Genomic DNA, 17,726 nt, shown 5'->3' with positions numbered 1-17,726 from the left:
AATCTTAGCCAGCGCCGATGACGCTCTGATGACGCGGGCGATGCACGGGGCATGAAGTGTCAGCCATAAAAAAAACGCCCGGTCGGACAAGCCGGCCGGGCGTGCAAATCAGGTGCGTGATCAAGCCTGCTTGCGCTTTTTCAGCCCGACGATGCCGGCCAGCCCCAGGCCCAGCAGCGCCAGCGAATGCGGCTCGGGCACCGGCGTCGCAGGCCCGAATATCTGGTCGCGCACGGTGACGGCGATGTCCGGATAGTTCGTGAACACGCCGTCCACACCGAGGTTGTAGGCCGCCTCGTAGCTGGCCGGGTTGTTCAGGAACGTGTACGGCGTGACCGTCATTCCCGCATCGTGCGCAGCCTTCACGCAGGCTGCGCTGAGCAGGCCTGCCGAAGGGCCGATCCCGTCGGCGATGGCAGCAACAGCAGCTGCCCCTGCTGCCGTGTTGGGGCAGACGCCCAGATAGCTGACCGGGATGGACGAATTGGTATTCAGGTATTCCACCTGCGCCGCGTTGAAGGACTGCGTCAGGGCGCGGCCCGCCGTCGTGAAGTAGCCGTTGTACTTCGCATTGGTCAGGCCCGCCAGGATGGCTTCCGCTACCTCCAGGCCGGTCTGCTTGGCTTCCGGGAAGACACCGATGGCGACACCCGTTTCCAGAAAATGGTTGTAGGCCAGGTCGAGGAAGGCATCGTACGACGTGAAGCTGTACGAGATGGCCGGGTTGAAATAGGTCTTGTCGGTGCAATAGCCATTGGCGTTGCGGCACGTCACGGACAACTTCTCGAGCTGCGCCAGCGTGAATTTACGCACATCGTAGGTCCCATTGCTGGAACGCAGGGCGGCGATCTCGGGATGCGTGGCGGCGAACGCGACGACGTTCGTCGTGGCGTTCAAGGTGCCGTCATGCAGCATCACCGCCTTGTTGTCAGCGGTCAGGTACACATCGCCTTCGATATAGTCGGCCCCCATGCGGATGGCGAGCTGATAGGACTGCACCGACTCCTCCGGCAGATACCCGCTGGCGCCGCGGTGGGCAATCACCAAAGGACGTTCACCGGTGAGTGTCGACACGGGCATGGCATGGGTGGCGACCGGCGCGAACAGCATGGCCGCGAGCGGCAACAGTCCAAGATGCGACGTTTTCATAAAAGCAAGCCCTCTTCAAGTGTGATGAGTTATTTCGCGCCTCGCACCACGGGCGAGCGCATCAGAAGTTGTCAGCGCCATATCGGCGGGGCTGACGAGGGGATGCTAATTCGGCATGATGACAGTGGCATGAATGCGTGCGCTGTGTAAGAAATATCCTACAAGGTGAATGAACACGTTAGACTCGTGGGGGAGTGATGAACATCCCCTCCAGTCCGTCCTGGACCATGCATGAGTAAATGGAATAGCCTTCAATTATGGAAGAGTCCCTGCCGGCGTTCGCAGAAAAACCCACCACATTACTGTCCAAATTAGGACCTGGCCTGATCACCGGCGCGGCCGACGACGATCCGAGCGGTATCGCAACCTACTCGCAGGCCGGTGCGCAATTCGGTTTTGGGTTGCTGTGGACGGTGATCTTTACCTATCCCCTGATGGTCGGTATTCAGATCGTCAGCGCACGTATTGGCGTGGTGACTGGGCATGGATTAGCCACCAATATCCGGCGGCACTATTCGAGGACGTTGCTGTATTCCATCGTCATGCTTTTGCTGCTTGCAAACATCATCAATATCGCCGCCGACATCGCGGCAATGGGCGACGCCCTGCGGCTGGTAGCGGGCGGCCCCGCGCATGTGTATGCGATTGGCTTCGGTGCATTGTCTGCCGTGCTGCAGGTGATGATTCCCTACACCCGCTATGTGCGCATCCTGAAATGGATGACGCTGGCGCTACTGGCGTACGTCGTGACCGTGTTTGTCGTCAGGGTGCCATGGGCCACAGTCGCAGTTGGCTTGATCACGTTCCCGCACCTGCCCTGGAAGGCTGCCTACGTGACGACGATTGTTGCGGTATTCGGCACCACCATCAGCCCGTACCTGTTTTTTTGGCAGTCCTCGCAGGAAGTCGAAAACCTGCGTGCGATACCCGACGCGCGGGCCCTGAAATATGCACCGGCCGAAGCGAAGGCAAGCCTCGACCGTATCAAGGTCGATACCTATATTGGCATGGGTTTTTCAAATGCGGTGGCATTCGCCATCATGCTGAACTTTGCCGTGACGTTGCACCTGCACGGCATCACCGATATTTCGTCTTCGGCGCAGGCGGCCGAAGCGCTGCGACCGATTGCCGGCGAATTCGCGTTCACCCTTTTCAGTCTTGGCATCATCGGCACCGGCCTGCTGGCGATTCCCGTGCTTGCGGGGTCGGCTGCCTATGCGATGGCGGGCACCTTTGAATGGAAAAACAGCTTGCAAGACAAGCCGGCCGTGGCACCCCGTTTCTACGCGATCATCGTTCTGGCGACGCTTCTCGGGGTGGCACTGATCTACGCACCCATTGACCCGATCAAGGCGCTCTACTGGAGCGCCGTCATCAACGGCGTCGTCTCGATCCCGATCATGGCCGTGATGCTGCTGATGGCGGCGCGGCACGACGTCATGGGCGCATTGACCATCTCCCGGCGCTTGAAAGTCCTTGGCTGGCTATGCACGTCGGTGATGGCGCTCGCTGTGGCGTGCATGTTTGCCCTCGCCTGAACGGGCGTGCCCGTTAGCGGCCAACCGCTGCTGCAGCGGTCTTGCCACAATCGCTTCCCAGCCATTTTCCGGTGCCGCTCGATTTCTGGCTGATGTCTGCGCCGCCTGGCCCTGGTACGGTCGTGACTGATTCAAACCGATACGATGTCTCACTCTCGGCCTTCAGGACGGCGTCGACCTTCATACGTGGCTGGTCGCAGGTCATGCTCACATTCATCCCACCGGCAGTTGGTGTCATCTTCTTGGTGCAGGAATCCGCGCCTTTTTTACCGAACAAGTCGAAGTCGTTGATGTTTTGCCGGGTAATGCACTGTCTCGTGCGCAAACCATCGCCATTGAGTTCAGTGCCGCTGGCGGCCATCATCTTGTCGATCTGCGCGCGCTGCTCGGGCGTCATCATGGCCATCTGGCTTTTCATCAGTTCGAGGTAGCCCCCCAGCGGGTTGCCACTCGCCTTGTCGGGCAGCGTCATATCGATCTGCCACAGCCCTGGTTTGATGGTCGGTTGCTGCGCGAATGCCTGGCCTGCACAAAGGCTGGCAAGGGCAAAGACGATCTGTGTGGCGTGTTTCGTTCGCATACTGGCTCCTGATAGGTGGGATGTTTCAGTGTATGCGATTCGGGCAGGGTATGAATTGTGAGGTCGTGCAATCAGTGCGACGCAAGTGACGCCATATCAGGCGCCAGTGCCGGGCGAGTCAGGCGCGATGATTTACGGATGTGCGTGCGTTCACGCACGGCGCGGCGGGTACCACACGCCTAATCTCGAACTCCCGATGTCACTGCTCGTCGCGTTGCCACAAGCAACCGAGCTATTCAAGAAAGGTTATATTCCAATGGAATCGAAGCAAGCAACACTGCACCGCATGGTCACCCCGGAACATACTTGTCCATTCGGCGTCGCATCACTCGACTTGTTGCAACAGGCGGGTTATCAAGTCGAAGATCATCAGTTGACGACCCGGAGCGAAGTCGATTCGTTCATGCAGGCCGAGGGTGTCGAGACGACACCACAGACTTATATTGACGGCAAGCGCATTGGCGGGCATGAAGAACTCGTCGCTTTTTTAGGCGACAAGTAAAGCCAGCTGCCTGGCAGGCGCCAGGCGCCCTCCGGCTTACGCCGGACCGCCGGCAACCTTCGCCAGCAAGATCACATCGCTCGATTCGATCAACGCCGGTATTTGCTCCGACAGCATCCGCAGATGCGGCGTCGCAAGATGCCGGTCAAGGTCGGCCTTGCTCTGCCACTCCTCGGTAAACACGAAGCGCCGTGGATTGGCAATATCGCGGTTCACCTGGTAGCTGATGCACCCTTCCTCGCGCAGCGTCGGCTCGACAACGGTGCGTAACAGTGTTTCCAGTTTCTCTTCCAAACCGGGCTTGGCAACAAAAATAGCAACGACGGGCAAGGTCATGGTGGTCCCTGAAAGTGAGCGACCGACAAGATTATCACAATGGTGCCGGCGGAACTTCCGCTACGAGCGCTGGGCACAAATCGACCGGTCCAACCGCAAAATGCTGGCCTCGCCAGCACGTTTTGCGCCTTCCTTCTATACTGGCCGACCGCCGCGGCGCAGACCGCGGCTTGACCCCTATGTTAAGAAAACGAAAAATCCATGGCAGCCTTGTTTACCCCGTTCACCCTCAAAGACGTCACTTTGCGCAACCGTATCGCGGTGCCGCCGATGTGCCAGTACACCGCCAATGACGGCTTCGTCAACGATTGGCATCAGACGCATTACGCCAGCATCGCCCGTGGCGGCGCCGGCCTGGTGATCGTGGAAGCGACCGCAGTCTCGCCCGAAGGTCGGATCACCCCGGGCTGCACCGGCCTGTGGAATGATGCACAGGTCGAGGGCATGGCCCACATTGCCGCCCGTATCAAGGCCGCCGGTGCGGTCGCCGGCATCCAGATCGGCCACGCCGGCCGCAAGGCCAGCGCCAACCGTCCGTGGGAAGGCGACGACCATATCCCGTCGGAAGATGCGTATGGGTGGGACACCATCGCACCATCGGCGATTGCCTTCGGCAAGAACCTGCCAAAAGTGCCGAAGGAAATGACGCTGGACGACATCGCGCGCGTCAAGGCCAATTTCGTCGACGCTGCCCGTCGCGCACTGGCTGCCGGCTTCGAATGGCTCGAGCTGCACTTTGCGCACGGTTACCTGGGCCAGAGCTTCTTTTCGCCGCACTCCAACAAGCGGACCGACCAATACGGCGGTGATTTCGCCGGCCGCAGCCGCTTTTTGCTCGAGACGCTTGAGGCCGTGCGCGAAGTCTGGCCAGCCAACCTGCCGCTCACTGCGCGCCTCGGTGTCATTGAATACGATGGCAACGATGAGCAAACCGTCAACGAGTCGATCGAACTGATCCGCATGATGCGCCAGCGCGGCCTGGACATGCTGAGTGTCAGCGTCAACTTCACGATCCCGGATGTGAATATCCCTTGGGGCCCTGCCTTCCTGGGCCCGGTGGCCAAGCGCGTGCGTGACGAAGCCGGCATTCCGGTTGCATCGGCGTGGGGCTTCGACGGTCCGCACCTGGCAGAACGCGCCGTGGCGGACGAACAACTGGACCTCGTCATGGTAGGCCGTGCCCACCTGGCCAATCCGCACTATCCGCTGGAAGCGGCCAAAGAGCTGGGCATCGAGCGCCCGACCTGGGTGTTGCCGGCGCCGTATGCGCACTGGCTCGAGCGTTACAGCATGCAGAAGTAAAACGTGTTTCGGCAGTCAGGGATCGTTTCCCTGACTGCCAAACCGTTGTCCGGCAAGCGATTGGGGCGCGCGCATTTCCCGCCGCGCCTGCCTTGCGCCACCTGCTCGAAAACCTCACTACAATCGGTTGACCGATCAGCAACGAGGACCATCATGAGCATTCATCCCGAACACGACCTCAATCCCGGCGACGATGCCGAACCCGGCACGCCAGGTACCGGCGAAGACATCTGCGATGCCTGCGCCGGCAAGGGCACACTCCCGGATGGCAAGGCATGCCCGCAATGCGGCGGCAGCGGCCACGTCATTGTGGGTATTGGCGGGGGCTAAGCGCGCTCGCCGAAGAATCTGATTCCTGGCGAAGCACGTACATCAGGCGCCTGTCGCTGGTCAGCGACGGCGCTGATACAGTGCGCTGGTCGAGAGTGTTTAACGACGACGACGGCGGCGCGCCAGTAGCGCAACCGCACCGATCCCGAGCAACGCCATGGAGGCAGGCTCCGGGATATCCCGATTGATCTCGGCCGAACCGGGAATCAGACCCGGGACAATAAAGGCGCTACCGTCATAGGCATGAATCTGGAGGTTATCAAGCCGGTCAATATCGAACTTGATGTTTGACAGGCTGCCAACACCAGTACCAGGGTGAATATGATAGCCGGCCATTGCACCATAAAAGGCGTTGTTGCATGGCTCTCTTCCACTGCAGGACGGATTGCCATTACCGGCAATTCGCGTTGCATCCAGATGACCAGTATCGGTGAAAGAATAGGTAAACTCCCCATCAGGGTCATGCCGGGCGGCGTTGAATGAAACATAGTAATCGTCCGTGCCGAGCAGGGCTGTCAGTTTGGCGACATCGATCGTCAATTGAACGGGACCGGACAGATAAGCACCCAACGTCGTGTGCCTGATCGTGCCGCCCTTGAAGGTCAACCCGTAGTCATTGCCTGAAGCCCGTCCCAGGCTGTCCTTGCCACCATTGTGGTAATCGCCGATGGTCATGCCGTGGGCAAACTCTTCAAACGAGATACTGATGGAATTTGCAACAGCCGGCGCGGCCGCGGTAAGCGTGAGAACAGCTGCTGCAATACAACGTCGAAACATGGTAACCTCTTTAATTGTTCTGGAAATTAGAACATAGCAATTCGCGTGCCTGTTCTGTAACCTCTTGAATCTTAAAGGGGCGTCATTTTTTATTGCTAGTTGTGTAAGAAATTCCGACAAGAACTTGCCGGATTTCTGATCGACATTTACTGCGGCGGCTGACCGTTCGACGCCATCAACCCGGCATCCACCGGCAAGTTCACGCCGGTAATGAGGCGCGCATCGTCGCTCGCCAGGAACGCCATCGCGGCTGCAACGCCGTCCGGATCTTCCGGCGCGCCCAGCGGCATGCGCTCGTTGAACTTGGCAACCAGTTCGGGCTTTTTGATCATATCCTGGGTCAACCCGGTGTCGGTAAAGCTTGGATTGACCGCGTTCACGCGCACCCCATCCTTGGCTGCATCCATCGCCATTGCCCGCACCATATTGCTGACCGCGCCTTTCGACGTGTTGTAGGCAAACATTTCCCAGTCACCGCCCAGTCCCGAGACCGACGACGTCATGACGATCGAACCGCGGGTCTTGACGAGTTCAAGCATTGCGGCCTTGGCCATGTGATAGTAGCCGGTGACATTGACAGCCATGACGCGCGCGAAGTCTTCTTCGCTCGTGGCCATGATGTCGCCGTCCGTCGCGATGCCGGCATTGTTGATCAGGATGTGCAGACCGCCGAAGCGATCGATTGTGGCCTTGACGGCGGCTGTCGCGGTGGCCTTGTCGGCGGTGTCACCGACCTGCACGAGCACGCGATCCTGGGGAAGGCTGGCGGCGGCCTTGTCGAGTTTATCGCCGTCGATATCGAGCATGACGACACGGGCGCCCTCATCCAGAAAACGGCGTGCAGCCGACAGGCCGATGCCGGATGCGGCGCCGGTGACGAGGACGGTTTTATCATTGAAACGGTTCATTGAATTCCTTTCGAGCAGGCAGAATCAGCCCGTTTGCGCGCGGCAAGCGGGCCATTCATCAGCCTTGTTGGTTCACGAGAATGTGCTGTCGACGATAGCACAGGGATTCGTGCACCCCTCTTACGGTTCCAGCAGGAAAACTCCAGTGAACGCTATTCGACGATGCGTTCTTCGTCGTGCTTGACGATGGGGTCTTCGGTGCCGGTCCACTCGCTCATCAGGGAGTAACCGACCGCCAGCAATACCGGCCCGATGAACATCCCGATGAAGCCGAATGCGATCAGGCCGCCCAGCACGCCGAGCAGCGTGAGCAAAAACGGCAGGCTGCTGCCACGGCTGATCAGCATCGGGCGCACGACATTGTCGACGCCGCTGATCAAGACCGCGCCCCAGACCGTCATGAAGATCGACCAGCCTGTCTCGCCCTGCGCGAACAGCCAGAGCGCCGCCCCGCCCCAGACCAGCGGTGGGCCAAACGGAATCAGCGACGTCAGGAAGATCAGCACCGACAGCAGCGGCACGGCCGGCACGCCGGCGATGGCAAAGCCGATGGCGGCGACGATCGCCTGCGCCAGCGCGGTGCCGAGCAAGCCGTACATCACGCCGCGCACGGTCTGGCTGACAGTGGCCTGGATCGATTCGGCGCCCTCGCCCATGACCTTGCGCATCGTGACTTCGATGATCGACAGCAAGCCATTACCGTCGCGGTACAGGAAGAAGCTCACGAAAGCGGCCAGGCTCATTTGCACGACGCCGGTGCCCAGCATCAGGCCGCCCTTGACGAGCCAGTGGCGCGCCGGCTCGAGCATGCGCTGGGCCAGCGCCAGCATCTGCTCACGGCTGGCGATCAGGTTGTTCAGATAGGTCTCGACCGACGGGCCGACCAGCGGGATGTCGCGCAGCCAGGTGGGCGGCGCCAGTTCGCGGTGCTCGATCAGCAGGCGCAGTTCGCCGAAGCCGCGCGCGACGTCGTCGCCCAGGTTATAGGCGACCATCGACAGCGGAATGATGAACAGCAGCGTGAGCGAGAGCGTCATGGTGAGCGCCGCAATCGTGCGCTGGCCGTTCAGGCGCGTGAGCAGCCGCAGGTACAGCGGCCAGCTCGAAATGGCGACGGCGGCGGCGAACAGGATCGCCGGCAAAAACGGCCGCAGCACATAGAGGCAGCCCAGCGTGAGCAGGATGACCATGGCGATGCGGGTGTAGTTCCTGCCGGGTCGTTGCTGCTCCATGCTGCCTCAGGGAAGTGGTATTTACGGCATCATAGCAGTTGACGCAGGTCGTGGGCGATCAGGCCCGGCCCCTGGCCGTGGCGTACGAACAGGCGCAGCTGGCCCTGTTTGTCGAACACAAAGCTGCCGGCCGTGTGGTCGACCGTGTAGCTGCTCGCGTCGGCGCCCGGCGCCTTGGCGTAGAACACCTTGAATTCCTTGGCCACTTTCGCGGTCGCGGCGGCGTCGCCATACAGGCCGATGAAGCGCTTGTCGAACGCCGGCACATAGTGCGACAGCAGTTCCTGCGTGTCGCGTTCGGGGTCGACCGTGACGAACAGCACCTGGACTTCGTCGGCCGACGGGCCCATTTCTTTGAGCACGGTCGCCATTTCGGCCATCGTGGTCGGGCACACGTCCGGGCACTGGGTATAGCCGAAGAACATCACGACGATCTTGCCGCGGAAGTCTTCCAGCGTGCGCACCTTGCCGGTGTGGTCGGTCAGCGTGAAGCCCTTGGCATAGTCGACGCCCGTCACGTCCGTGTTGTGGAAGGCCGGGGCTTTGTCGCGCAGCTTGTCGCAGCCGGTGGCAAACAGCGCCACGGCCGAGAACGCCGCGATGGTCAGCAGTCGTTTCATCTTGAACCCAATATCAGAACTTGAAATAATGGTCGACCAGCAGCGCCGCGAACAGCAGCGACAGGTAGACGATCGACCAGGTGAACGTCTTGCGCGCCTGCGCATCGCTGTAGTTGCGGTGCACGCGCCACGAGTGGCGCAGGAAGACCGCGTTGAGCGGCACCGCGGCTGCCAGGTAGATCAGGCCGCTCATGCCGACCGCGAACGGCAGCAAGGTGGTGGCGGCCAGGCCGATCGTGTACAGCCACACCTGCAGGCCGGTGAACTTCATGCCGTGCGTGATCGGCAGCATCGGCAGACCCGAGCGCGCGTAGTCTTCGCGGCGGTACATCGCCAGCACCCAGAAATGCGGCGGGGTCCACATGAAAATGATCAGGACCAGCAGCCACGCTTCCATCGGCACATCGTTGGCTACCGCTGCCCAGCCCAGCGCTGGCGGCATTGCGCCCGACAAGCCGCCGATGACGATGTTCTGCGACGTGTTCGGCTTGAGCAGCAGCGTGTAGATGAAGGCGTAGCCGACGAACGTGACGAAGGTCAGCCACATGGTCAGCGGATTGACGAGCGTGTACAGCACCAGCATCCCCAGGCCGCCGATGATCGATGAAAAGACCACCGTCTGCGTCGTGCTCAGTTCGCCCGACGCAGTGGCACGGCGCGCGGTGCGCGTCATGCGCGCATCGACGCGCGCCTCGACCAGGCAATTGACAGCGAATGCGGCGGCAGCCAGCAGCCAGATACCGGCCGTGCCGGCGATCAGCGTTTGCCAGCCCGGGAAGCCGTCCGTGGCGAGAAACATCCCGATCACGGCGCAGAATACCGCCAGCTTCGTTACGCGCGGCTTGGTCAGGGTCCAATACTGCGAGAAACGGCTTTGGGGCTTGGGAATGGCTGTCTGGGTTGTCATCAATGGGTGCTTGCGGACGCGGCGAGTCCGGGCGCTGGGACAGCGCAGGCCGCGTCGAGTTGGAACTTCACCCGGTAGTTTAACATGGTCACCAGGATCACCAGCAGCGCCGCCCCGGCGTTATGCATGACGGCAATCGCCAGCGGGAAGCTGAAATACACGGTCGCGATGCCGGTGAACAGCTGCGCCACCATGACCAGTACCAGCAGGCGCGCAGTCTTGCCCAGCGCCGGCAAACGCCAGGCGCGCCACGCCGCCAAACCCAGCACCAGCACGACGGCCAGCGCAAAGGCGCGGTGCACCCAGTGAATCGCCACCAGCGCCGAGAACGGCAAATAATGCCCTTCCATCGTCTTGCCCAGTTCGCGCCACAAGTGGAAGCCGTGCTCGAAGTCCAGTTCCGGCACGATCGCGCCCTGGCACAGCGGGAACGTATCGCAGGCCATGGTTGCATAGTTAGTGCTTACCCACCCGCCCAGCGCGATCTGCACGGTGAGCACGACGGCGGCGAGCAGCGACAGCCAGCGCAGGCTGCGCAGACGCGCGATCATTCCAGGCCCCTGCAACGGCGCCGGCCGCTTGAGCAGCGCGTCTTCGCGGCACCCCATCCAGACCAGCATCGCCAGTAGCGTCATGCCCAGCAACAGGTGGATCGTGACGATCACCGGTTGCAGCTTGAGCGTGACGGTCCAGGCGCCGAACGCGCCCTGCACCAGCACGGAGGCCAGCAAGGCGATCGGCATGGCCGGCTGGAACACGGCGTCGTGCGTGCGGCGCCATTGTTTTATCGACGTGAACAGCAGCGCCAGGATCAGCGCGCCGATGCCCATCGCCAGGTAGCGGTGGATCATCTCGATCCAGGCCTTGGCCACCGTGACAGGACCGGTCGGCATCGCCGCTTCGGCCGCGGCGATCTGCTCATGGGCCAGGAACGGGTTGGCTTCGCCGTAGCAGCCTGGCCAGTCCGGGCACCCCAGGCCCGAGTCGGTCAGGCGCGTGAAGCCGCCGAACACGATCAGGTCGAACGTCAGGAACACCATCACCCAGACCAGCTTGCGGTATTTGTGGGCGTCGGACGACATCCAGACGATTGCCAGCGGCAGGCTGGCCACGAGCAGGCCCATCAGGCCGAGGTGTATGAGGGAAGACAGGTCCATGTGATTCTTTACGGGTAACGTGGTTCAGCCGATGGCCGATGCCTTGAGCAGTTTGGCGATGTCCTTGTAGACGCGGCCCGGTTCCGGCTGGAACGGGAAGCGCATCATGAGGTTGCCCAGCGGGTCGATCAGGTAGATATGGTCGCTCGGGGCGCGGCCCGCTTCGGTCGGCAGCCACTTGGCCACCGTCGCGGCCGGCGCGCGCAGCAATTCCATGCCGTCGTATTCGCGCATCATGACGGTGTCGAGCGGCTCGCTGTCGGTGATCAGCCACACGCGTTCCATGCGTTCCATGTTTTTGCCCTGCATCGTGCGCCACTGGCGCATCGCGTACAGCTGGCGCATGCATTCATCGTTGCACTTGCCCCCGCCCACACGCAGCATGACCCATTTGCCTTTCAGGTCGGCGAGCGTGCGCGGCTGGCCGTCGAGCGTGGTCGTGGCCATCTGCGGGATCGGCAAGGTGCGCGCATCGAGGATCGTGCCGTAATTGGTGCGGTCGGTCGGCTTGACGATGTAGAAGGTAATGTACGACACGATCAGCGGCGCGGCGCAGATCAGCAGCACCAGCAGCAGCTTGAGGCGGCCGCGGCGGCGCGCGGTGTCAGGGTCAGCGAGTTGTTCTTGAGCCACGTCGAAATCCCGTCATCACATAAAAAAGAAGGGCCAGCGCCGCCAGTGCATACCACTGGAAGGCATAGCCGCGGTGTTTGTCGATCCCTGCTTCGGGCAGCGGCCAGTCGCGCGCCATCAGGTCGGCCGGCGTCGCCGGCAGCGTCTGCTGCACGAGAAACGGCAGCAAGCGCAGGCCGCTTGCCTGCGCCAGTGCCTGCGGCGTCAGGTTCTGCACCGCCGCGCCCGGCGCCAGCGGCGGGCCGTCGCCCAGTTCCATCACCTTGCCAGCGGACAGGACGAGCCGTCCTTCGAGCGTGACCGGTCCGGCTGGCGTCGCAAATGTCGGCAGCTTGTCGAACTCGGCCTGGCGCGGCAACCAGCCACGCAGCACCAGCACGTGCTCGTCGGCACCCGCTATTTTAAACGGCATTGCGAGATAGAACCCGGACTGGCTCCCGCGCGGGCGGTTCGCGAGCAGGACGGGCCAGCCGGCGACGAATTCGCCGTGTACGCGCATGCGGCGAAATTCAAGATCCGGGGAGGCGGCAATGGTAGGGCCGAGGGTGAATGGCGGCTGGGCGGCGCGCGCCAGCTGGCGCGCCTGCAGGTCGGTCTTGTAGGCGGCCCGGTCCTGTTGCCAGTTGCCGAGCAAGATGCCGATGAGGGCCACAATCAGTGCTGCAATCAGGGCGACGGGGCGAAATCGGAAGGCGAAGCGCATTACAATGAATTCTCAACCTTTCGCGGGTCCATCATGAAAATCTTCGTTGCCATCGCCTTCGTCCTGATCCTGGCCAGCCTGGCGTCGGCCCTGTTCTTCATGATGCGCGACAAGGGGCGCACCAACCGCACCGTCAATGCGCTGGCGCTGCGGGTGGGCTTGTCGATCGTGCTGTTCCTGTGCCTGCTGGCGGCGCACCAGATGGGGTGGATTGCGCCGACCGGATTGCGCTGATCGGGTTGTGTTTGCTTACAGCCAGTACACCACCACGTACAGGCCCAGCCACACCACATCGACGAAGTGCCAGTACCATGCGGCCCCTTCGAAGCCAAAGTGGTGTTCGGCCGTGAAGTGCCCGCGCAGCACGCGGTACAAAATTACCGACAGCATGATCGCGCCCATCGTCACGTGAAAACCGTGGAACCCGGTCAGCATGAAGAAGGTCGAACCGTAGATACCCGACGTGAGCTTGAGGTTCAGGTCCTGGTAGGCGTGCATGTATTCATACACCTGAAAGCCCATGAACACGGCGCCCAGCAAAATGGTCGCGGCCAGCCAGAACGCCGTCTTGGCGCGGTGCCCGGCGCGCAGGGCGTGGTGCGAAATGGTCAGTGTCACGCCCGACGTCAGCAGCAGCGCGGTGTTGATGGTCGGGATCGGGAACGGCCCCATCGTGCGGAAGCCCTCGACGATGCCGGCCGGCCCGGTATTGCCCCAGTGCGCCGAAAAATCAGGCCACAGGATCTGGTGATCGAGGTCGCCCAGCCACGGCATCGAAATCACGCGCGCATAGAACAGCGCGCCAAAGAACGCGCCAAAGAACATCACTTCCGAGAAAATGAACCAGCTCATCGACCAGCGGAACGACAAATCGATGCGCTTGCCGTACAGCCCCGATTCGGATTCACCGATTGCTTCGCCGAACCAGAAGTACAGCACGACCAGCATCGCGACAATGCCGGTCAGGCACACGGGCATCGCGAACGGCAACCCGTTGACCCAGCCGGATGCGCCGGCCATCGTCACCAGCATCGACAGGCCGGCCAGCAGCGGCCAGCGCGAGGGGCCGGGAACGAAGTAATAAGGCGCGGCGGTCGTTGGCGATGCTGGTTGTGACGAACTCATCTTTATCTCCTCGGGCGATGCTGTTGATTGTTGCGTCATGCATGCTTGCTTGGATTCCCGCCTCTGCGGGAATGACGTACTTATGACACCGCGAAACTCACCGCCAGCATGATCAGGCCGATGAAGATCGCCACCCCGATCAGGCCGGCGACGATCACGTGGACCGGGTTCAGGCTGGCCGCATCGCTCTCGTAATCGGCGCGCTTGCGCACCCCGAAGAACGACCACAGCACGGCCTTCATGCTGGCCAGAAAACTCCCCTTGCGCTGATGGGGCTTATCCGTTTGCATCGCCTTCTTTCGGCGCGGCAGCGGCCTTGAACGCCCCGCCAATTTCAAAGAACGTGTACGACAGCGTGATGTTCTTCACTTCGCGCGGCAACTTGGGGTCGATGAAGAACACCACTGGCATCTGGCGCGCTTCGTTCGGGGCCAGCGTCTGCTCGCGGAAGCAGAAGCACTCGACCTTCATGAAGTGCGGCCTGGCCGACTGCGGCGCATAGCTCGGAATCGCCTGCGCCTTGACTGCCCTGCCCTGCGTGTTGACGACCTCGTACATGACGGTGGCCAGTTCGCCCGGATGCACGTCGATGCTGCGCGTGGTGGGCCGGAACCGCCATGGCCCCTGCGAATTGCCGTCGAGCTCGATCGTGATCGTGCGCGACTTGTCGACCTGGCTGTTGGTCGGCGCCGCGACAAACCCATCCTGCTGCGTCAGCACATTGATGCCCAGCACCTCGCAAATCTGCCGGTACACCGGCACGAGCGCATAGCCGAAGCCGAACATTGCCACCGCCACCACCACCAGCTTGCCGAAGGTGCGGCGGTTCAGGCGCAGCAGTTTGACGCCGGTGGCCATCTCAGCTCAGCAGCGTGAACTTGACGAACACGCTGATGAAGAAGAACAGCGCCAGGCCGGCCAGCCACAGCGCGGTTCTCAGGTTATTGGGTTTGCGTGGCGCGGTCATCGGATTGCCCTCATTTCACCAGCGGCGGCGTCTCGAACGTGTGGAACGGCGCCGGGCTTGGCACTGTCCACTCCAGGCCTTCGGCGCCTTCCCATGGTTTAGCGGGCGCCTTGGCGCCGCCACGGATCGTCGGCAGCACGACCGCAAACAGGAAGTAGACCTGGCTGAAGCCGAAGCCGAATGCGCCGATCGAGACAATCATGTTGAAGTCGGTGAACTGCACCGCGTAATCGGCATAGCGGCGCGGCATGCCGGCCAGGCCCAGGAAGTGCATCGGGAAGAACGTGATGTTGAACGTGATCAGTGAGAGCCAGAAGTGCATCTTGCCGCGCGCTTCCGGGTACATGTGCCCGGTCCACTTCGGCGCCCAGTAATAGAAGCCCGCGAACAGCGCGAACAGCGAACCGGCCACCAGCACGTAGTGGAAGTGGGCGACGACGTAATACGTGTCGTGCACCTGGATGTCGATCGGCGTGACTGCCAGGATCAGGCCCGTGAAGCCGCCGATGGTGAACACGAAAATGAAGCCGACCGCGAACAGCATCGGCGTCTCGAACGTCATCGAGCCCTTCCACATCGTGGCGACCCAGTTGAAGATCTTCACGCCGGTGGGCACGGCAATGAGCATCGTCGCGTACATGAAGAACAGCTGCGACGTCACCGGCATGCCGGTCGTGAACATGTGGTGGGCCCAGACGACGAACGACAGGATCGCGATCGAGGCCGTCGCGTAGACCATCGACGCGTAGCCGAACAGCGGTTTGCGGGCAAATGCCGGAATGATCTGCGAGACGATGCCGAACGCCGGCAGAATCATGATGTAGACCTCGGGGTGGCCGAAGAACCAGAAGATGTGCTGGTACATCACCGGGTCGCCACCGCCAGCGGCGTTGAAGAACGAGGTGCCGAAGTGGCGGTCGGTCAGCGTCATCGTGATCGCGCCGGCCAGCACCGGCATCACGGCGATGAGCAGGTAGGCGGTGATCAGCCAGGTCCAGCAGAACATCGGCATCTTCATCAGGGTCATGCCGGGCGCGCGCATGTTCAGGATGGTGACGATGATGTTGATCGAGCCCATGATCGACGAGGCGCCCATGATGTGCATCGCGAAGATCGCCATGTCCATGCCCAGGCCCATCTGCGTCGACAGCGGCGCGTACAGCGTCCAGCCGGCGGCGGTGGCGCCGCCCGGCACCAGGAACGACGTGGCCAGCAGGATCGCCGCCGGTGGCAGCAGCCAGAACGAGAAGTTGTTCATGCGCGCAAACGCCATGTCGGACGCGCCGACCTGCAGCGGCAGCATCCAGTTGGCGAAGCCGACGAAGGCCGGCATGATCGCGCCGAACACCATGATCAGCCCGTGCATGGTCGTGAGCTGGTTGAAGAACTCGGGGCGCACGAACTGCAGGCCCGGCTGGAACAGCTCGGCCCGGATCATCAGCGCCAGCACGCCGCCCGAGAGCAGCATGATGAACGAGAACCACAGGTACAGGCTGCCGATGTCCTTGTGGTTGGTGGCGTATACCCAGCGACGCCAGCCGTGCGGATGGTCGTGGTGTTCGTCGTGTGCGTGGCCGTGCTCATTGCCGTGCTCATTGCCGTGACCTGGTGCGTGGTCGATCGTCGTGGTGCTCATGGCGTTACCCCTGCTCGTTACGTGCGTTGGTGGCGGACATTATTTGCGGGCGGCCAGGACTTCGGCCGGCTGGACAATATTTTCCGCAGCCTTGTTCGACCAGGAATTGCGGGTATAGGTGATCACGGCGGCGATCTCGGTGTCGGACAATTGCGGCCAGGCCGGCATCGCAGTAGGGAACTTGCCGCTCTTCTGGCCGTGCAGCAGGATGTCGATCTGGTGCGCCTTGTTGCCCAGGACATTCGGCGAACCATCCAAGGCCGCGAACGCAGCCGGGATGCCCTTGCCATTGACCTGGTGGCAGGCCACGCAGTTGGCGGTGTAGACGGCTTCGCCACGGGTTTTGAGTTCGTCGATGGTCCAGACCTTGGTCGGGTCGTCGGCCAGCGCTGCCATCTCTTTTTTCTTGCCCGCGACCCAGGCGGTGTAGTCGGCATCAGACACGACACGCACGACGATCGGCATGAACGCGTGGTCCTTGCCGCACAGCTCGACGCAGTTGCCGCGGTACACGCCGATTTGCTCGGCCTTGAACCAGCCGTCGCGCACGAAGCCGGGAATCGCATCCTGCTTGATCGCGAACGCCGGCACGGTCCAGGCGTGGATCACGTCGTTGGCCGTGAAGACCATGCGGATCTTCTTGTTGACCGGCACGACCATCTCGTTATCGACTTCGAGCAGGTAGTTTTCGGTACGGGCTTGTGTGGGGGCGACGCCGGGTTCCCCGATCTGCGACCGTGGCGTGGCAAGGTTCGACAGGAACGAGATGCCCTCGCCCTCGCCTTTCAGGTAGTCGTAGCCCCATTTCCACTGCATGCCGGTGGCCTTGATGGTCAGGTCGGCATTGGACGTGTCTTTCAGCGCGACGACGGTCTTGGTGGCCGGCAGCGCCATGCCGATGACGATCAGGAACGGCACGATCGTCCAGGCGATTTCGACGGCGGTGGATTCGTGGAAGGTGGCCGGCTTGTGGCCCAGGGATTTGCGGTGCTTGAAGACCGAGTAGAACATGACGCCGAACACGGCGACGAAGATCACCAGGCAGACGATCATCATCCAGGTGTGCAAGCCGTAGATGTCGGCGCCGACGGCAGTGACCGGGGCCTGCATATTGAGCTGGTGCTCCTGAGGCCGGCCCGTCAGTTGCTGCGCCCAAGCCGGCACGGAGCCAGCGGCGGCGCCGAGTACGGCACAGCCGTACAGCACGGCCCGAAGTCGCGTTGCATATGTCATGTATGTCCCCAACCACCCAAAAAATAAGAATTATTTTTAAACGGTCAGCCATTCCACGAACGAACGACGCCGCTCCGTGCTGGCCGCAGAA

22 protein-coding genes are annotated in these 17,726 nt (G+C 61.9%); 5 read left to right on the top strand and 17 right to left on the bottom strand.

The genetic code is table 11. The features are described 5' to 3' along the window. Positions 1-120: 120 nt before the first annotated feature. Positions 121-1,149 (bottom strand): glycerophosphodiester phosphodiesterase family protein, encoded by a 1,029-nt coding sequence (locus AC1MGT_RS15815; protein ID WP_499500960.1) that lies wholly within the window; start codon positions 1,147-1,149, stop codon positions 121-123. Positions 1,150-1,406: 257 nt separating this feature from the next. Here AC1MGT_RS15815 and AC1MGT_RS15810 point away from each other — a divergent pair, with 257 nt between their 5' ends. Continuing rightward, the gene (locus AC1MGT_RS15810; RefSeq protein WP_499500958.1) at positions 1,407-2,687 is read left to right on the top strand and encodes an Nramp family divalent metal transporter; all 1,281 of its coding nucleotides are present in this window, start codon (positions 1,407-1,409) and stop codon (positions 2,685-2,687) included. A gap of 13 nt (positions 2,688-2,700) precedes the next feature. Here AC1MGT_RS15810 and AC1MGT_RS15805 read toward each other — a convergent pair whose 3' ends face one another. Next, a complete protein-coding gene (locus tag AC1MGT_RS15805; protein ID WP_499500957.1) occupies positions 2,701-3,267 on the bottom strand; it encodes a DUF3617 domain-containing protein in 567 nt (188 codons plus the stop codon). 196 nt (positions 3,268-3,463) lie between these two features. Here AC1MGT_RS15805 and AC1MGT_RS15800 point away from each other — a divergent pair, with 196 nt between their 5' ends. After that, entirely contained in the window at positions 3,464-3,769 is a 306-nt protein-coding gene (locus AC1MGT_RS15800; protein WP_499500955.1) for a glutaredoxin domain-containing protein, read from the top strand. Positions 3,770-3,805: 36 nt separating this feature from the next. Here the strand turns inward: AC1MGT_RS15800 and AC1MGT_RS15795 are convergent, their stop codons facing one another. Further along, positions 3,806-4,105, bottom strand: coding sequence for a putative quinol monooxygenase (locus AC1MGT_RS15795; RefSeq protein ID WP_332533019.1), 300 nt, complete (start codon positions 4,103-4,105; stop codon positions 3,806-3,808). A 201-nt stretch (positions 4,106-4,306) separates the two neighbouring features. Between AC1MGT_RS15795 and AC1MGT_RS15790 the strand changes: the two genes are divergently transcribed. Together AC1MGT_RS15790 and AC1MGT_RS15785 are read left to right on the top strand one after the other, a co-directional pair. Then, on the top strand, positions 4,307-5,407 hold the full coding sequence (locus tag AC1MGT_RS15790) for an NADH:flavin oxidoreductase/NADH oxidase (RefSeq protein WP_499500954.1): 1,101 nt from the start codon (positions 4,307-4,309) through the stop codon (positions 5,405-5,407). 153 nt (positions 5,408-5,560) lie between these two features. Continuing rightward, positions 5,561-5,737, top strand: a complete 177-nt coding sequence (locus AC1MGT_RS15785; RefSeq protein ID WP_499500953.1) for a hypothetical protein — start codon at positions 5,561-5,563, stop codon at positions 5,735-5,737. 99 nt (positions 5,738-5,836) lie between these two features. Here the strand turns inward: AC1MGT_RS15785 and AC1MGT_RS15780 are convergent, their stop codons facing one another. From AC1MGT_RS15780 to AC1MGT_RS15745, 8 genes are all read right to left on the bottom strand, one after another. Next, a complete protein-coding gene (locus tag AC1MGT_RS15780) occupies positions 5,837-6,514 on the bottom strand; it encodes a PEP-CTERM sorting domain-containing protein (RefSeq protein ID WP_499500952.1) in 678 nt (225 codons plus the stop codon). Positions 6,515-6,660: 146 nt separating this feature from the next. Continuing rightward, positions 6,661-7,422, bottom strand: coding sequence for a meso-2,3-butanediol dehydrogenase (budC, locus tag AC1MGT_RS15775; protein ID WP_499500950.1), 762 nt, complete (start codon positions 7,420-7,422; stop codon positions 6,661-6,663). Between the two features lie 152 nt (positions 7,423-7,574). Further along, entirely contained in the window at positions 7,575-8,654 is a 1,080-nt protein-coding gene (locus tag AC1MGT_RS15770) for an AI-2E family transporter (protein WP_499453377.1), read from the bottom strand. A 29-nt stretch (positions 8,655-8,683) separates the two neighbouring features. Beyond that, positions 8,684-9,274 carry an SCO family protein gene (locus AC1MGT_RS15765; RefSeq protein WP_332533013.1) on the bottom strand — a complete coding sequence of 197 codons (591 nt, stop codon included), beginning with the start codon at positions 9,272-9,274 and terminating at the stop codon, positions 8,684-8,686. A 13-nt stretch (positions 9,275-9,287) separates the two neighbouring features. Further along, the gene (gene cyoE / locus AC1MGT_RS15760; protein WP_332533012.1) at positions 9,288-10,181 is read right to left on the bottom strand and encodes a heme o synthase; all 894 of its coding nucleotides are present in this window, start codon (positions 10,179-10,181) and stop codon (positions 9,288-9,290) included. Then, a complete protein-coding gene (locus AC1MGT_RS15755) occupies positions 10,181-11,338 on the bottom strand; it encodes a COX15/CtaA family protein (protein ID WP_499500949.1) in 1,158 nt (385 codons plus the stop codon). Before AC1MGT_RS15755 ends, cyoE begins: the two co-directional genes overlap by 1 nt. 24 nt (positions 11,339-11,362) lie before the next feature. Next, on the bottom strand, positions 11,363-11,971 hold the full coding sequence (locus AC1MGT_RS15750; protein WP_499500948.1) for an SCO family protein: 609 nt from the start codon (positions 11,969-11,971) through the stop codon (positions 11,363-11,365). Continuing rightward, the gene (locus AC1MGT_RS15745) at positions 11,949-12,674 is read right to left on the bottom strand and encodes an SURF1 family protein (RefSeq protein WP_499500946.1); all 726 of its coding nucleotides are present in this window, start codon (positions 12,672-12,674) and stop codon (positions 11,949-11,951) included. The genes AC1MGT_RS15750 and AC1MGT_RS15745 overlap by 23 nt, the downstream gene beginning before the upstream one ends. Positions 12,675-12,707: 33 nt before the next feature. On the opposite strand from AC1MGT_RS15745, the gene AC1MGT_RS15740 reads away from it, so the two are divergent. Beyond that, the gene (locus AC1MGT_RS15740) at positions 12,708-12,908 is read left to right on the top strand and encodes a twin transmembrane helix small protein (protein ID WP_183557020.1); all 201 of its coding nucleotides are present in this window, start codon (positions 12,708-12,710) and stop codon (positions 12,906-12,908) included. Positions 12,909-12,923: 15 nt separating this feature from the next. Here the strand turns inward: AC1MGT_RS15740 and AC1MGT_RS15735 are convergent, their stop codons facing one another. The 6 genes from AC1MGT_RS15735 to coxB all read right to left on the bottom strand — a co-directional run bounded on the left by AC1MGT_RS15735 (position 12,924) and on the right by coxB (position 17,635). Then, positions 12,924-13,799, bottom strand: coding sequence for a cytochrome c oxidase subunit 3 (locus AC1MGT_RS15735; protein WP_332533008.1), 876 nt, complete (start codon positions 13,797-13,799; stop codon positions 12,924-12,926). A gap of 80 nt (positions 13,800-13,879) precedes the next feature. Beyond that, entirely contained in the window at positions 13,880-14,089 is a 210-nt protein-coding gene (locus AC1MGT_RS15730; RefSeq protein ID WP_499500944.1) for a DUF2970 domain-containing protein, read from the bottom strand. Then, complete coding sequence (locus AC1MGT_RS15725) at positions 14,076-14,657, bottom strand: cytochrome c oxidase assembly protein (protein WP_499500943.1); 582 nt, start codon at positions 14,655-14,657, stop codon at positions 14,076-14,078. The genes AC1MGT_RS15730 and AC1MGT_RS15725 overlap by 14 nt, the downstream gene beginning before the upstream one ends. A 1-nt stretch (position 14,658) precedes the next feature. Next, complete coding sequence (locus AC1MGT_RS15720) at positions 14,659-14,766, bottom strand: cytochrome oxidase small assembly protein (RefSeq protein ID WP_332533005.1); 108 nt, start codon at positions 14,764-14,766, stop codon at positions 14,659-14,661. Between the two features lie 10 nt (positions 14,767-14,776). After that, positions 14,777-16,402: a cytochrome c oxidase subunit I gene (ctaD, locus tag AC1MGT_RS15715; protein WP_499500942.1), complete on the bottom strand. Its 1,626-nt coding sequence runs from the start codon at positions 16,400-16,402 to the stop codon at positions 14,777-14,779. Positions 16,403-16,441: 39 nt separating this feature from the next. Further along, positions 16,442-17,635: a cytochrome c oxidase subunit II gene (gene coxB / locus AC1MGT_RS15710; RefSeq protein WP_499500940.1), complete on the bottom strand. Its 1,194-nt coding sequence runs from the start codon at positions 17,633-17,635 to the stop codon at positions 16,442-16,444. Positions 17,636-17,726 lie beyond the last annotated feature (91 nt).

The organism is Telluria sp. BA11, from assembly GCF_056680305.1.
This window is presented reverse-complemented; position numbering and strand designations above follow the sequence as displayed.